Source organism: Rhizobium sp. P1_B8, assembly GCF_056406515.1.
Window position 1 is genome coordinate 18,744 of sequence record NZ_JBFTZZ010000012.1, and the last position, 14,571, is coordinate 33,314.

Annotated in this window: 14 protein-coding genes; 8 read left to right on the forward strand and 6 right to left on the reverse strand. The window is 59.8% G+C overall.

All coding sequences use genetic code 11. The annotated features are described in order from the left end of the window. Window positions 1-25: 25 nt before the first annotated feature. On the reverse strand, window positions 26-1,591 hold the full coding sequence (locus tag AC1D2N_RS15435; protein ID WP_130652020.1) for a helicase HerA-like C-terminal domain-containing protein: 1,566 nt from the start codon (window positions 1,589-1,591) through the stop codon (window positions 26-28). Window positions 1,592-1,813: 222 nt separating this feature from the next. Here AC1D2N_RS15435 and AC1D2N_RS15440 point away from each other — a divergent pair, with 222 nt between their 5' ends. The 3 genes from AC1D2N_RS15440 (at window position 1,814) to AC1D2N_RS15450 (ending at window position 3,276) form a co-directional block, all read left to right on the forward strand. After that, window positions 1,814-2,206, forward strand: coding sequence for a hypothetical protein (locus AC1D2N_RS15440; protein ID WP_018449432.1), 393 nt, complete (start codon window positions 1,814-1,816; stop codon window positions 2,204-2,206). A gap of 102 nt (window positions 2,207-2,308) precedes the next feature. After that, window positions 2,309-2,764 (forward strand): NUDIX hydrolase, encoded by a 456-nt coding sequence (locus tag AC1D2N_RS15445; protein ID WP_130652021.1) that lies wholly within the window; start codon window positions 2,309-2,311, stop codon window positions 2,762-2,764. A 188-nt stretch (window positions 2,765-2,952) separates the two neighbouring features. Continuing rightward, a complete protein-coding gene (locus AC1D2N_RS15450) occupies window positions 2,953-3,276 on the forward strand; it encodes a hypothetical protein (RefSeq protein WP_018241198.1) in 324 nt (107 codons plus the stop codon). 15 nt (window positions 3,277-3,291) lie between these two features. Here AC1D2N_RS15450 and zwf read toward each other — a convergent pair whose 3' ends face one another. The 3 genes from zwf to AC1D2N_RS15465 all read right to left on the reverse strand — a co-directional run bounded on the left by zwf (window position 3,292) and on the right by AC1D2N_RS15465 (window position 7,050). Then, a complete protein-coding gene (gene zwf / locus AC1D2N_RS15455; RefSeq protein WP_130652022.1) occupies window positions 3,292-4,809 on the reverse strand; it encodes a glucose-6-phosphate dehydrogenase in 1,518 nt (505 codons plus the stop codon). Between the two features lie 112 nt (window positions 4,810-4,921). Beyond that, entirely contained in the window at window positions 4,922-5,692 is a 771-nt protein-coding gene (gene tam / locus AC1D2N_RS15460; protein WP_130652023.1) for a trans-aconitate 2-methyltransferase, read from the reverse strand. Between the two features lie 83 nt (window positions 5,693-5,775). Further along, window positions 5,776-7,050, reverse strand: coding sequence for a hemolysin family protein (locus tag AC1D2N_RS15465; RefSeq protein ID WP_018241201.1), 1,275 nt, complete (start codon window positions 7,048-7,050; stop codon window positions 5,776-5,778). An 869-nt stretch (window positions 7,051-7,919) separates the two neighbouring features. Between AC1D2N_RS15465 and AC1D2N_RS15470 the strand changes: the two genes are divergently transcribed. From AC1D2N_RS15470 to AC1D2N_RS15490, 5 genes are all read left to right on the forward strand, one after another. Further along, the gene (locus AC1D2N_RS15470; RefSeq protein WP_130652024.1) at window positions 7,920-10,301 is read left to right on the forward strand and encodes a methyl-accepting chemotaxis protein; all 2,382 of its coding nucleotides are present in this window, start codon (window positions 7,920-7,922) and stop codon (window positions 10,299-10,301) included. A 110-nt stretch (window positions 10,302-10,411) separates the two neighbouring features. Then, window positions 10,412-11,263, forward strand: a complete 852-nt coding sequence (locus tag AC1D2N_RS15475; RefSeq protein ID WP_130652025.1) for an alpha/beta hydrolase — start codon at window positions 10,412-10,414, stop codon at window positions 11,261-11,263. 100 nt (window positions 11,264-11,363) lie between these two features. Beyond that, window positions 11,364-11,927 carry a P-loop NTPase family protein gene (locus AC1D2N_RS15480; RefSeq protein ID WP_130652026.1) on the forward strand — a complete coding sequence of 188 codons (564 nt, stop codon included), beginning with the start codon at window positions 11,364-11,366 and terminating at the stop codon, window positions 11,925-11,927. Then, window positions 11,902-12,378: a GNAT family N-acetyltransferase gene (locus AC1D2N_RS15485; protein WP_130652027.1), complete on the forward strand. Its 477-nt coding sequence runs from the start codon at window positions 11,902-11,904 to the stop codon at window positions 12,376-12,378. The genes AC1D2N_RS15480 and AC1D2N_RS15485 overlap by 26 nt, the downstream gene beginning before the upstream one ends. 67 nt (window positions 12,379-12,445) lie before the next feature. Continuing rightward, a complete protein-coding gene (locus AC1D2N_RS15490; RefSeq protein WP_028733818.1) occupies window positions 12,446-12,952 on the forward strand; it encodes a P-loop nucleotide/nucleoside kinase family protein in 507 nt (168 codons plus the stop codon). Between the two features lie 231 nt (window positions 12,953-13,183). On the opposite strand, the gene AC1D2N_RS15495 is transcribed toward AC1D2N_RS15490, so the two are convergent. Together AC1D2N_RS15495 and AC1D2N_RS15500 are read right to left on the reverse strand one after the other, a co-directional pair. After that, entirely contained in the window at window positions 13,184-13,633 is a 450-nt protein-coding gene (locus AC1D2N_RS15495) for a hypothetical protein (protein ID WP_028733820.1), read from the reverse strand. 126 nt (window positions 13,634-13,759) lie between these two features. Then, complete coding sequence (locus AC1D2N_RS15500; RefSeq protein WP_028733821.1) at window positions 13,760-14,446, reverse strand: TetR/AcrR family transcriptional regulator; 687 nt, start codon at window positions 14,444-14,446, stop codon at window positions 13,760-13,762. Window positions 14,447-14,571 lie beyond the last annotated feature (125 nt).

Below are 14,571 nucleotides of genomic sequence, written 5' to 3' on the forward strand. Positions count from 1 at the left end.
TTCTGCCTGCCGACAGTCCGCAATCCTATCGCTTCAAGCTACCCAAGATCCCGCGCACCAGCGCCCGGCCGACTTGCGTCGCCACCGTGCGCGCCACGCTCTTCATTGCCGCTTCCACCACTGTTTCGCGCTGGTAGCCGGAAGTCCTGCCGCGCGATTGGCCGCGGCCCTGGTTGTCGTCGTCATTGCCGCCGCCGAAGCCCGGCAGGTTCCAGCCGGAGGTCGTGCCGCCCTGTTGCTGAGGCGCTTCTTCCTGGGCTCGCTTGGCGGCTTCGGCATCGGCCGCCTTCTTCGCCCGTGCGGCCAGCAGCTCGAAGGCGGATTCGCGGTCGATATCCTCGTCATAGATGCCGAGAACCGGGCTCCTGTCCATGATCTGCCGGCGCTCGTCATCCGTCACCGGGCCGACGCGGCCGGATGGCGGGCGGATCAGCGTGCGCTCGACGATCGAAGGCGCGCCTTTGGCCTCCAGCGTCGAGACCAGCGCCTCGCCGGTGCCGAGATTGGTGATGACCGTGGCGCAATCGAAGGCCGGGTTCGCACGGAATGTATCGGCCGCCGTCCTCACCGCCTTCTGCTCGCGTGGCGAATAGGCGCGCAGTGCATGCTGTGCGCGGTTGCCGAGCTGGGCGAGCACCGTTTCCGGCACGTCGAGCGGGTTCTGCGTCACGAAATAGACGCCGACGCCCTTGGAGCGGATCAGCCGCACCACCTGCTCGACGCGTTCGGTCAGCACCTTTGGCGCATCGTTGAAGAGCAGGTGCGCCTCGTCGAAGAAGAAGACGAGCTTCGGCTTGTCGGGGTCGCCCACCTCGGGCAATTCCTCGAACAGCTCCGAGAGCAGCCAGAGCAGGAAAGTGGCGTAAAGCCGCGGGTTCATCATCAGCTTGTCGGCGGCCAGCACCGAGATCTGGCCGTAGCCACTATTGCTGGTGCGCATGATGTCGGTGATCTTCAGCGCCGGTTCGCCGAAGAAGTGCTCGGCGCCCTGCTGTTCGAGAACGAGCAGCGCCCGCTGGATCGAGCCGACCGAGGCCTTGGAGATCAGCCCGTACTGGTTGGAAAGTTGGCTGGCATTCTCGCCCATGTAGTTGAGCAGCGAGCTGAAATCCTTGAGGTCGAGCAGCGGCAGCCCGCCCTGGTCGGCGATCTTGAAGGCGATGTTGATGACGCCTTCCTGCGGTTCGGAGGCATCCATCAGGCGGGCGAGCAGCAGCGGTCCCATCTCGGCGATGGTGGTGCGCACCCGATGGCCCTTCTCGCCGAACAGATCCCAGAAAATCACCGGAAACTGGTCGAATTCGTAATCGGCAAAGCCGATCTGCTCGGCGCGCTTCGTCAGGAAATCCCTGGGCTCGCCCTTGGCGGCGATGCCGGAAAGGTCGCCCTTGATATCGGCCGCAAACACCGGAACGCCGGCCCGGGAGAAACCTTCGGCCAGCACCTGCAGCGTCACCGTCTTGCCGGTGCCGGTAGCGCCGGTGACGAGGCCGTGGCGATTGCCGAATTTCAGGTCGAGATATTCCGGCTTGTTGATGCTGTCATCGGGATTGCGGCTCGCGCCGATGAAAATCTTGCCTTCCTCGATCATTCGGAATGCTCCCTTGGGGCTCTGCCGCCATTTATGAGAAGGCTTGCTTCAGCTACCTTCATCGAACCATCGTTTCCCTGTTATAAGCAGGCAGGCGCATGCGGACAACTGTTTGCATTGAAAGCAAAACCGGACAAAGCGCCGCCCGGGGAGGGCCGGCTTGAGTTGCTGTGGAATTTCGAATAACGTTGACGTTAACGTCAAAAAAACAGGAGGCTGACGATGAATGAAATTGTGACCCAGATCGCCGATCGTGTGGGTATTGCGCCTGATTTGGCCGAAAAGGCGCTCGGCATGATGCTCGGCTTCCTGCAGCGCGAGGCCGCCGATGGCCCGGTTGCCAAGATGATCGAAGCGATCCCCGGTGGCGCCGATCTCGTCGCCCAGTTCAACGGCGCAGGTGCCGGCGGCGGCGGTCTGCTCGGCGGGCTGATGAGCTCGCTCGGCGGCGGCGGCATCATGGGGCTCGGCCAGCAACTGATGGGCGAAGGCCTCGGCATGGGCGAGATCACCTCGCTTGCCAAGGAAACCATCGCGATCGCCAGGCAATATGCTGGCGAGGAAGTCGTCGACGAGGTCGTCGCTTCCGTCCCGGGCCTCAGCCAGTTCGTCTGAGATGAGAGATCAGGAGCCCCGCATTTTGCGGGGCTCATTGTTCTCGCTTCGGAAGCACCGGAGTGAAGAGCATCCGCGGTCCCTTGGATGGAAGGAGAGCCCATGACCATCTGGCGTCCATCGCAGCAGATCAGGGTGAAGGTGATCGGCCTCGCCTGGCGCAATGACCGGCTGCTCGCCGCCGAAGTGGAGGATGACAGTGGTCGCATCAAGGGCGTTCGCCCGCTTGGCGGCGCCATTGAATTCGGCGAGAGCCGCGAAGAAGCCTTGCAGCGCGAATTCCAGGAGGAACTCGAGACCGATATCCGCATCGTCGGCCCCTGGCATCTGCTCGAAAACATCTACGAGCATCACGGCGCGACCGGTCACGAATACATCTTTGCCGCTGATATCGAACTGGCCGATGCGTCGCTCTATGAGCGCGATGAAATCCGCTATTCCGAACTCGACGAGACGGCGGCGACGGCGCGCTGGTTCGGCCGCGACAGGCTGCGCGACGCCGGCATCGATCTCTATCCGACAGGTCTCGACAAACTCCTGGCGCGCTGGCGCGATTGAGCCTGATATCCCCCGCTTTGAGGTGGCTTCGGCCGATCGCCAAACTTTGATCGTCTGCGGCCCGCTTCCGGGGGAACAATGAGCTGGCATGCCTGTTGCTAGAGCAATTCCAGCAAAAGTGTGCAGCGGTTTTGCGTCCGGAATTGCGTGAAACAAAAACGATCGCTGAAACCAGAAGGAATAGCATCATGCGCAGGTTTATTGCAGCAACTTCGATCGCTCTCCTCAGCCTCTCCGCCCCGGTTCTTGCCCAGTCGAACATGGGCATGGATGCCAGCGGCCGGATCGACGGCACGCCGCCGCTCGGCACCGCGCCGGGAGTTGAAACGCAAAGCGGGCTGATAATCCCGCTCGACTCGATCGAAACCGGCAGCATCGACAACGAGCCTCTAAGCGGTCCGGTCGACTGGGCGCGCTGCCCGCCGCGCAAGGCGCGCGGAGCGCTTGCCACCGAAGGCGGCAAGAGCGGCGCCTCGGTCAGCGCCGCATGCCGTGATAACGGAAACCAGTAACACCAGGGGAGGGCGCTATTTGCCGTCCTTCTTGTCGCGATGCAGGATGACGCCGAGTTCATGCCACTGCCGCCTGTCGCGCTGGATCAGTTCGTCGGCTGAGGCCGGTCCCATGCTGCCCGGCGCGTAAGCGTCAGGCACGCTCTGATCCCCGGCCCAGATATCGAGGAAGGGCTGCACCGCCGCCCAGCCGGCCTCGATGCCGTCGGCGCGCTGGAACAGCGTCTGGTCGCCGATGAAGAGATCGTAGAGCAGCGATTCATAGCCGGTCGTCTTGGCGATATCGAATTTGTCGGCATAGCGGAAATCGAGAGAGACCGGCACGGTATCGACGGAAAGCCCAGGCGACTTGATTGAGATTTCCATGCTCATGCCCTCGTCCGGCTGTACCTGGATCACCAGCCGGTTCGGCGGCAGGCGGCTCTTGACATCGGTCTCGCGAAACTGTGCGAAGGGCACCGGCTGGAAGGTGATGACGATCTCGGTGTCGCGCGCCGTCAGCGCCTTGCCAGTTCTGAGATAGAAGGGCACGCCGGCCCAGCGCCAGGTATCGGCATAGAGCTTCAGCGCCACGAAAGTCTCAGTCCTGCTGTCGGGCGAAACGTCCTTGGTGTCGCGATAGGCGGGAAGCTGAGCCCCATTGAGCGGGCCTGCGCCATAGGCGCCGCGCACGCCGTGCGTCTTGGCCTCATCAGGCGTATAGATGCGCAGCGCCTTCAGCACTTTGCTTTTCTCGTTGCGGATTGCCTCGGCATCGAAGCTGTTCGGCGGCTCCATGGCGATCATCGCCAGCAGCTGGAAAAGATGGTTCGGCACCATGTCGCGCAGCGCACCTGTCGCATCGTAGAATTTGCCGCGGCTGCCGACATCGACGATCTCGGCGGCGGTGATCTGCACATGGTCGATGTAGCGGCTGTTCCACAAGGACTCGATCATCATGTTGGCGAAACGCGCCGTCATCAGGTTCTGCACCGTCTCCTTGCCGAGGAAATGGTCGAGCCGGTAGACTTGGCTTTCCCCGACCTGCGCGAGAATCTGCGCATTGAGCGCCTGCGCCGAGGTGAGATCGGTGCCGAACGGTTTTTCGATCGCGACACGGCGGAAGACGCCATTGCTTTCATCGGTCAGCCCGTGGGCGGCGAGCTTCTCGACGATCGTCCCGAAGAAGGATGGCGGCACCGCGAGATAGAAGGCGGCATTGGCATTCGGCCCCAGCCGCTTGCCGATCTCGATGAAAATATCGTCCTTGGTGAAATCGCCTGACGTATAGGAAATACGCCGGCGCAGGCTTTCCCAGGCTTCGTCCTTCACCGTCGGCTCTTCGCCGCTCAGATGGTTGAGGAACTGGTCGAGCCGCCCGCGCAGGAATTCATCGTCACCCGGCTCGATGCCGATGCCGAGAATGTGGAGATCGTCGCCGACGAGGCGGCTGCGCGTTAGATTGATGATCGCCGGCACCAGTAGGCGGCGCGTCAGGTCTCCCGTGGCGCCGAAGATGACGAGGGTGACCGGGGGGGTTGGGGCAGCGTCCATGTGTCATCTCCTTGCAATTCGCGGCCGACTATAATGCGTGCCGGTTTCGCCGCAACATAGGCGGCGAGGGGTAACAGGTATTTGACAGCATCTGACGTGCGCCCGAGGTCGGTTACGCTTTGACCGCCACCATGAAAATCCTCGGAAACCTCAGCAGCACCCGCCCATCCGACATCTTTGGATAGGCCTTTTCCACCCGCCTGAGGTAATCTGCCAGGAATGCCTCGCGATGCTCTTCGCCGGCATGGGCGAGATAGGGCATCAGCCCGGTTCCCCTCACCCATTCGACGATATCAGCCGCATCCGCCATCGGGTGATTGTAGATGGTGTGCCAGATATCGACGCGCGAGGATTTGGCGATCAGCCGGCTGTAGTAAGTGGACGGCGGCGGCAGCCCCTTGCGGCGCACGGTCTTCGCCTCGAAGGCGGATTTCCACGGTCCGGCATGCGCCGTCTCCTCCATCGCCAGGTGCGAGGGTTCGCCGAGATTGTCGGGCATCTGCACCGCAAGCACGCCGCCTTCGGAAAGCCCGTCCATCAGCCGGTCGAAAATATCGAGATGATCGGGCAGCCATTGGAAGACGGCATTGGCAAACAAAAGGTCGGCGGGTTCGTCCGGCTGCCAGCGAGTGAGATCGGCTTCGACGAAGGCAGTGTCCGGAAGTCGCTTGCGCGCTGCCTCCAGCATGTTCATGTCGCTGTCGACGCCGGAGACGCCGGCCGCCCCGTAGCGCTCGATGATCAGATCTGTCGAATTGCCCGGTCCGCAGCCGAGGTCGACGGCATGACGAATGTTTTGCAGCGGCACCTGTGCCAACAGGTCACGCGCTGGTCGCGTGCGTTCGTCCTCGAATTTCACATATTGGTTGGCGGACCATGCCATGGCGATCACTCCTGATATCAGGCCGCATCTTCCATATGGCGGATGCGGATCTTTGATGTTGCGGCCGTCGAGCGTGCCGACCTTCAATCCGCAGACACAAGTATTTTGTCCACGCGCCTCCCGTCGAGATCGACGACTTCGAAGCGCCATCCATCTCGCGTGAAGCTCTCACCCAATTCCGGCAGATGTTTCAACTCTTCCAACACCAGGCCAGCCACAGTCTGATATTCCAAATCGTCATCGAGCTTGAGATTTAAGAACTCAGCAAATTCGTCAATCGGCGTCCAGCCGGACACAAGGTAAGAACCGTCGTCTCGACGAGCGATGGCTTGCTCATCGATAGGTCCCTCCTGGAGAGCTCCCATGATCGCTTCCAAAATGTCACCTGACGAAACAACTCCCTCGAAATGACCGTACTCGTCAAAAACCAGCACCATGTGGACGGGCGATTTCCTGATTGCTTCGATCACATTGATGGCGGTTGAAAGGTCTGAAACCACCGGGACGTCTTGCGTCAGAGCCTTGATGTCGACACTGCCGTGTTCGGACATCGAGTCGTAGAAGTCTTTGACCGGAAGTATGCCGATCACCTCGTCCGAACTGCCTTTCCGAACGGGCAACCGCGACCGCTTCGTCCGGTGCAACTGGGTCCGAATTTCATCAAGGCTGTCGTCAATATCAATAATTTCGACGTCCCGTCGGGGCGTCATAAGCGCTCGGGCGGTGCGGTCCGCCAGTCGCATAACGCCTGATATCATCGCGGACTCTTCGCTTTCGATCACGCCAGCCGACTGCGCCTCGGCCAGTACGGTTTTGATCTCTGCGTCAGAGACATTGTCGCCACCTTTTCCTGATTGGCCCAAAAGTTTAAGCACAAGATTTCCGGAGGCGTTTAGAAGCCACACGAGTGGCAGCGCGATTTTTGAAAGTACCGCCATAGCTGGGGCGACCTTGGCCGCAACCGCTTCGGGTTCTCGCAATGCGATCTGCTTTGGAACAAGTTCGCCGATGATCAACGAAAGATAGGTGATTGCCACAACGACTGAACCTACACCAATGGCATCGGCGGCCGTCGATGACAGCCCCTGGGCTTCCAGCCATCCGCTCAGGCGGCCGCCGAGCGTGGCACCTGAGAAAGCGCCGGAGAGAACGCCGACCAGCGTGATGCCGATCTGAACCGTAGAGAGAAAGCGACCGGGGTTTTCGGCAAGTTTGATTGCCTGAGCTGCACCTTTGCTCCCATTGTCAGAGAGAACCTTTAGGCGGGCTGTTCGAGAAGACACAACAGCCAACTCCGACATGGCGAGCACACCATTTACGATGGTGAGAAACGCCACAATTCCAATTTCCAGAAACACAGGGACCCTATTCGTTGAGGTTTTAATGCCGCATTGATCAGGCGACGCGGCAAGGCGTTCGAAGTGACGCTATATCAGCATCGCCCATCGTCTTTCCATCATCGTGTTAACATCAGTACAGGTTCCATCAGTCCTCAGATTTCCTTGAGGTGGCAAGCCCGACCCAGCCGGAACGGTTGGAAATCCAGTCGGCCTGCAACGGCCGCCCGTCATTCGCGATGGTCTGGAACGCTCTCTGCTGGAACCTGATATGCCTGAGGCGAGGCGGATGTCATCGCACCGCCTACAGTGGTCGCCAGCTTCTTCGGCCGGGAGATCCCGGTTGGAGCGGGCGGAGCTTGTACTGGATGGGTCGCTGTCAGGCATGGCGCAATTTTGGCGGTGAAACGCTTTCGGCGCAAGAGGCGTCGGGCGAAAATCCTTATAGCGTCTTGATGTGACAGTTTTGAAAAGGACAGTAGCACCTTCTTCTGATTGAGGATTTCGGCGGATTTTCCGCGCTTCTGCAACGAACGCTTTATAATGATCGAGCTATTGGCAGATGGAATTTTTAGGGTGTAGCAGCGGCACTGCGGCGCGTCCCATGAGCTGGAATAGCGATCCGGCAAAGAGGTGGTGCCAAGGACAAAATTATGCACAAATTCAAAGCGCTACAGCATTGTTTGCACGTCTGAAAAGACGCGCGGCGCTAGAGCCTATGACAAATCAAGGTGAGCCCGTGAACAGCTGCCCAACTCATAAGTAAAGCTGGCGCAATACACCGTAAATTAACAGCCTCTTCGTATTTTCTTCAAATTGCGAACGATTTCCGCGACGTGCAGCCACGTCCCGGCTCGATCGACGACATGCCCGCTCGAGGAGGTACGCGCATGCAGTTCAAATCGGCTACCGGACGCAACATTTTTTCCGTGGCGGCCTGCGGTGTCGTCGCGACAATCGCGGCATCGGGCGTTCTTTTTTACATCGCCTATAACGATATGCGCAAATCGAGCCTCGATCAGATGCTCCAGATCGCTGCCACCAACGCGCTCAACGTCGAGAAATCCATGAGCGTGGCGCTCGGCATCGTCAATGCGTTGGAGACGTCGCTGTCGACGATGAAGGAAAGCGGAAACGCCAGTCGTGCGACCGCCGACGACCTGCTGAAGAACATGCTGCAGGATAATCCGATGGCGCTCGGTGTTTGGACCGGCTGGGAACCGGATGCCTTCGACGGCAAGGACAAGGATTTCGTCGGCAAGGAAGGCCACGACACCACCGGCCGCTACGTGCCCTATTGGGTGCGCAGTGGCGACAAGATCCAGCACACGCCGCTGGTCGATTATGGCGTGTCGGGCGCCGGCGACTACTACCAGCTTCCCTTTACCCAGAAAAAGACCGTCGTCATCGAACCCTATGTCTACGCGGTCGACGGCAAGGATGTGCTGATGACCTCGGTCGCCAAGCCGATCATGGTCGATGGCAAGGCGCTGGGCGTTGCCGGCATGGACATTTCGCTCGACGACGCCAACAAGGCGATCTCCGCAGTCCACCCGATGGAGACCGGCTATCTCAGCCTGGTGACGGGCGCCGGCAGTATCATCAGCCATCCCTCCGCTGCGCTCGCAGGCAAGAATATCAAGGACGGCGGTGATCTCACCGCCGGCTGGGATCAGTTGATCGCCAGGCCCGGCGTCGAGCAGGAGATCGCAGGCCCGGACGGTCAGAGCTATTTCTCTGTCGCCTATCCGGTAAAGCTCACGAATGACCTCAACTGGTACGCCATTGTTTCGGTGCCCAAATCCACCGTCTTTGCCCAACTCAATAACATGGCCTGGAGCGCCGTTGCGATCACCGCTATCGCTGCCCTCCTGCTCGGTTTCGCCGGCTGGCTCATTGCCCGCAAATTCGTCCGCCGTATAGAGGGCGTGATTGCCGAGACCGATCGCATCGCCCATGGCCAGCTCGACGTGCAATTGAACGACAAGAATGCCAAGGACGAAATCGGCGACCTCTCACGCTCCCTCGCCATCCTGCTGGAAAGCAATCGCCAGAAAATCAGGCTTGAGGCCGATGCGGAAAGCTCCCGGTCCCGCGAAGAGATCGAACGACAGGAACGTTCCGTCCTCCATGCCGCCCGTGAGGATTCGATCAAGTTCGCGGTGAGCGAACTCGGCAACGGCCTGGCCAGCCTTTCCAACGGAGATATGACCATCCGGCTGGAAAAGCCATTCACCGACTCCCTTGACGAAATCCGCGTCGATTTCAATGCGTCTGTCGAAAAGCTCCAGGCAGCCCTGATTTCCTTCTCCGAAAACGCTGCCGTCATTCAGGCCGGTTCCGAAGAAATCCGCTCGGGCGCCGACGATCTCGCCCGCCGCACCGAACAGCAGGCCGCTTCCGTCGAGGAGACCGCCGCTGCGCTGGAGCAGATCACCACCTCGGTCAAGGACTCCACCCTTCGCGCCGAGGAGGCGGGAACGCTCGTCAGTCGCACCAAGGATGGTGCGGAAAAGTCCGGAGAGATCGTGCGCAATGCCGTTGATGCCATGACCGGCATCGAGCAATCCTCGCAGTCGATCTCCAACATTATCGGCGTGATCGACGATATTGCCTTCCAGACGAATCTGCTGGCCCTCAATGCAGGTGTTGAAGCAGCGCGTGCGGGGGAGGCCGGCAAGGGTTTCGCCGTCGTCGCACAGGAAGTGCGTGAACTCGCGCAGCGCTCGGCCACCGCCGCCAAGGAGATCAAGGCGCTGATCACCTCGTCCGGCGACCAGGTCAAGCGTGGCGTCGATCTCGTCGGTCAGACCGGCAAGGCGCTGCAGGCGATCGTTGCCGAAGTCCAGCAGATCAACAGCAATGTCCAGGCGGTCGTCCAGGCCGCCCGTGAACAGTCGACCGGTCTCCTGGAGATCAACACGGCGGTCAACCAGATGGACCAGTCGACCCAGAAGAACGCCGCGATGGTCGAGGAATCGAACGCCGCCTCGCATACGCTGGTGACGGAGGTGTCTGCCCTCTCGGAGCGTCTGGCACAGTTCAATCTCGGCCAGGTGGCAAAGGCGGCCCCCGCCGCCCGGACGACTGGCAAGCCGGTGGCACGCCCGGTCGGGGCGATGCTTTCGATGCGCAGACCGGTTCCCGCCTCGGCCACCGACCATGCCAGGCCCGCTCCGTCACCGGCCCGTGCACTCGGCGGCAAGCTCACAGCCGCCTTCGGCACCTCGGCTGCACCGGCTTCGACCGAGGGCAACTGGGAAGAGTTCTAGACATACGGCGTGCGACGCCGCTGAACGCCGCTCCCCTTGGCAGCAGATAGCACCCGCGCGCGTTTGTTGCCGCCTCAGCTCTGTGTTTGGTTGTATCTCGGTGGTGGAAATTGCCAAAGGACCGCAACAGTAACGAACCGTCAGAGGAGGTCGTAGCCTTTGACGTTCAGGGAGAGCGTGTTGTCGGCACGTTGCGCCTTGCTGCCGGAAAACCACAGCCGGTGATCCTGCTTTTTCCGGGGTTCGGCGGAGTTCGCGATGAGCTTCAGATTCCAAACCAAGGCAAAGGAATTTTCGCCTACATAGCCAGGTCTTTTGCATCCCTAGGGTTTTCCAGTCTTCGGATCGATTTCCGTGGAAGCGGCGAAAGCGACGGCCTGTTTGAGAACACGACATATTCGAACCAAATAGCCGATGGCATTGCCGCCATGGAGTTTCTCAGGTCCGACCCCCGCGTCGATGGACACCGTATCTTCCTGCTGGGATGGAGCCAGGGTGGATTGGTCGCTGCTGCGATAGGCGGCCGAACCAATAGACCGTCCGGGATTGCTCTTTGGGCTGCTATTGGAGAGCCAAGTGTCTCCTTTCCCGCTCTGATCGGTCGGGAAACCTATCTTCGCGGTTTGGCGGAAGAGAGCATTGCGACCGAGATCGTGATGCCGTGGGGCGCCAGGCTCAAGCTCAGGCACCCCTTCTTTCAAGAGGTGGCAACGCACGATCCATTCGATGAAATCAAAGCCTATGATGGCCCGCTTTTTGTGGCGGAAGGGTCCTTGGATACTGCCATTCCGGCGGGCACAGGACGAAAATTCGTGTCGGCCCATAACGGGGACAACGAGCTTCGGATCAGTCCGGTGGACCACGCCTTCAATACATCGCTCGGCACTGAAGCTCTCGATGCGCTGGTGATGGCGACCGCGAATTTCTTTGCTCTGCGGCCAGCTTTCCTCACGCGAACATAACTGCAAGGATGGCCCGCGCTCAATTTTGATTTGAAAGCATTCAATATCTCGCGCTAAGGTCACACAAACCAGCATCAGCGCAAAGTCCTCGGAGTTGCCGATGACGTTTCCCAATCCCTCAGCCACCTTTGACCGCACGCTCATCATGGGCAATGGCGGCGCGGGTAAAACATGGCTCGCCCGTCGTATTGGTGAGCAGCTTCACCATCCGGTTGTCCACCTTGATGACATGCATTGGGAGCCCGGGCGCTACGGCATCGATCGCGACAGAGCGTTGCGGGACGAGATGGTCAAGGCGGCGGCCGAGCGCCACGCCTGGGTCATGGAGGGCGTTTACGGGCAGCTGGCAAACATGGTCCTCAACCGCACGACGATCCTGGTCTGGATTGATCTGCCGGAGGAGGAATGCATCGCCAACATCAAGCTGCGAGGCATCCAAGGCGGCGAGACCGAAACGCAATTCGATGGCCTCTTGAAGTGGGTGGCCGAATACCGGAGTAGAATGAACAACTGGAACTCTTTCGAGACGCACGCGCGCTTGTTCTCGGTCTTTTCCCGTCCGAAGTTCCTGTTATCGAGCCGTGAGGCAGTCACCGATTTTGCCGACCGGTTGTCCACCAGCATCCACGAGGCCGCCGATGAAAGAGCCCAGATTTCCGAATGACGAGGGCGAGGACGCCTGGATGGTCGTCCAGGTGTTTGCGGATGAACACTGGAATGCCTACCACGACATCCGCCGCGCCGTCCTCTTCGAGGCCCGTGGGTTGATTGGCTATGATGCGAACCATCCCGATGATCGAAGAGATGGACATTTCCCTTTGCTGCTTCTGCTTGAAAACACTCCGGTCGGTGCGGCTCGCCTTGATCTGATGAGCGAGCAGACAGCATGGGTGCGGACCGTCGCGATCAGGGCGGAACGCCAGGGAAAGGGGTACGGCCGGATGCTCATGGCAGGCCTCGAAAAATTCGCATCACAACACAGGGTCAAGAGATTGCTTGTGAATGCGGCGCGAGACGCCGTGGGGTTTTACGAAGCGCTCGGATGGGCTGTCATTGAGGCCGGTCATGAAAACCCGGTGCTGACAAAGGAATTGCGAACCAGGCCTCAATGGTGAAGTATTGCGCTGACCGCGAGCTGCTCTGACGTTCTCGTGGAGCCTCTCCAAAAACGACGAGGTCACGATGCTCATTATCTTCGGTGGTCTGCCTGGCAGTGGAAAGACGACGATTGCCCGCGCTTTGGCTGAGCGGTTGAATGCGGTCCATGTGCGCGTCGATACCATCGAGCAGGCAATCCGTGCCTCCGGAATTGCCGATGATGCCGGGCCTGCAGGCTATATCGTGGCCTACGGTATCGCCGGAGACAATTTGACCCTTGGCAGGACTGTTATCGCCGACTCCGTCAACCCGCTTCGGATAACCAGGTCAGCGTGGCTTTCGGTCGCGCAAGCCGCTGGGGTGACGGCGGCGGAGGTCGAGGTCGTTTGCTCGGACAAAGCCGAGCACCGCAACCGTGTTGAAACGCGCCTCACTGACGTCGAAGGTCTCGTGAAGCCGACATGGCAAGAGACTTCCGAAAGAGCCTATGACGAATGGCACGATGCAATCCTCATCGATACGGCTTCGAAAACGGTGGAAGCGGCTTTGGATGAACTGGTGAGCCGATTGAAATCGCTGGCGATGCGATGAAGGATGATCTCACTTCCGAGACGACACGTGAGGCGAGGCGGATCTCATCGCTGCGTCCTATAGCGGCCGCCTTCCTGGGTCGCAATTCCGGTTTTGTCTGCGCGGTGGCCTCGGCGGAGGCTGTCAAGATACGGAAATCAATGTGCGGCGGCGATCGCGCGTCTTTGTTCACCGGCCGGTTTGTGCGCCCAACGTGGCAGATGGTGGCTTTCTACTGAGTGCCGTAAAATCCTACCGTCTGGTAGCCAGGCGTCCTGTCGCCAATTCTGCCCGGCAAGCCTCACCAAAATCGAGGAGAAAGTTCATCGCGCCGGAACGGGCAAGATCCCGGATTTCAGAGAGTGAGCGATTGGGCGTCAAATAGGTCTCGACGATCCTTGCCATCGCCAGTTCGGCTGCGTCCACGACCGAACGGGATGAAATCAGACGCATCTGAGCGACCAGTGCATAAAGCAGCACGAGATCGGAAACGTCGTCCTTCTGGTGGCTTAGTGCGTCACCGTAAAGCCGCGTGGCTTCGGCGATGAAATCCGAAAACAGCTTTTCGCGCTTGGCAATCTCGACCTCGCGTTGTTTTTCCTTCACCTGTGATCGATGCGTCATCCACGTGCTGGCAAATGAGGTCAGGCTGCCAATCGCGATGCCGGCGAGACCCATCAGAGCAGAGATGTATGCGTCCATGAGATTCTCCTCTCGGAACGAGCCGCGCGCGACACGTAAATAACAGGGCGGATCGCCGACCAGCCCCAATGCCCAGGCGTGCTTGTCAAAAATTCAAAGGTTTACCAGCGCGAGGCTTGGGAGGTTCTACTCTGCAAGCGGAGGCCCCACCCACACGCCGACTGGTATTTCCGGGATACAATTCGCCAATCCGTCGAGCATGCCTTGCAACACGCCCTCGCTCAGCTCCTCAATCTTGCCGCTGGGGCCGACGAGGCTGTCTACCAGCAGCAAGGTAAGTCCATGCATTTGCGACCAGAATATTAGAATGGCACCATCGATCGTACGCGTGTTTGCCGCGGTGTTGGGAATGAGGCGCCCAAGAGCGCCGTCGCATATCGCCTCTACCACAACGGCTTTCATGCTGTAGGCCGCAGTTCTTTCGATCGCAGGGCGCCCATTGTCCTGGCCACCAAGGTAGCCGCCGAACATTAATCTGTAGAGCGCTGGATTGTTGACGCCGCCGCAAACGTAAGCGCGCGCTATAGCTGCCAGCCGCTCGCGCGGACTGTCGAGTTCCTTTGTCGCATCGGCCATCCGCTTCGCAAGGAGCTCAAATCCGACTGCCGAGACGGCGGCCAGCAATTCGCGCTTGTCGGCGAAGTGTTTGTAGGGGGCGTTGTGACTGACGCCCGCTCGTCGGGCGAGCTCCCGAAGCGAAAATTCCGTGCTCTGGGATTCGCTGAGGACATCGAGTGCCGCCTCTACGATCGCCCTGTGCAGGTCGCCATGATGATACGGGCGCTGCTCTGTGGTGGAAATATCTTTGGTCATATTCGTCCATTAGGTTTTTAAGTTGCTCGTGTCAACATTTTTGACTGCGCGATGTTGACATTGTCTACTCTCATCTTTAAGTGGGCGTTGTCAACATGTGGCGTGCCCGTTCCGTCTACTATTTC

Coding starts and splice junctions, on each gene's coding strand:
- AC1D2N_RS15435 (WP_130652020.1), bottom strand. CDS start 1,591: ATGATCGAGGAAGGCAAGATTTTCATCGGCGCGAGCCGCAATCCCGAT.
- AC1D2N_RS15440 (WP_018449432.1), top strand. CDS start 1,814: ATGAATGAAATTGTGACCCAGATCGCCGATCGTGTGGGTATTGCGCCT.
- AC1D2N_RS15445 (WP_130652021.1), top strand. CDS start 2,309: ATGACCATCTGGCGTCCATCGCAGCAGATCAGGGTGAAGGTGATCGGC.
- AC1D2N_RS15450 (WP_018241198.1), top strand. CDS start 2,953: ATGCGCAGGTTTATTGCAGCAACTTCGATCGCTCTCCTCAGCCTCTCC.
- zwf (WP_130652022.1), bottom strand. CDS start 4,809: ATGGACGCTGCCCCAACCCCCCCGGTCACCCTCGTCATCTTCGGCGCC.
- tam (WP_130652023.1), bottom strand. CDS start 5,692: ATGGCATGGTCCGCCAACCAATATGTGAAATTCGAGGACGAACGCACG.
- AC1D2N_RS15470 (WP_130652024.1), top strand. CDS start 7,920: ATGCAGTTCAAATCGGCTACCGGACGCAACATTTTTTCCGTGGCGGCC.
- AC1D2N_RS15480 (WP_130652026.1), top strand. CDS start 11,364: ATGACGTTTCCCAATCCCTCAGCCACCTTTGACCGCACGCTCATCATG.
- AC1D2N_RS15485 (WP_130652027.1), top strand. CDS start 11,902: ATGAAAGAGCCCAGATTTCCGAATGACGAGGGCGAGGACGCCTGGATG.
- AC1D2N_RS15490 (WP_028733818.1), top strand. CDS start 12,446: ATGCTCATTATCTTCGGTGGTCTGCCTGGCAGTGGAAAGACGACGATT.
- AC1D2N_RS15495 (WP_028733820.1), bottom strand. CDS start 13,633: ATGGACGCATACATCTCTGCTCTGATGGGTCTCGCCGGCATCGCGATT.
- AC1D2N_RS15500 (WP_028733821.1), bottom strand. CDS start 14,446: ATGACCAAAGATATTTCCACCACAGAGCAGCGCCCGTATCATCATGGC.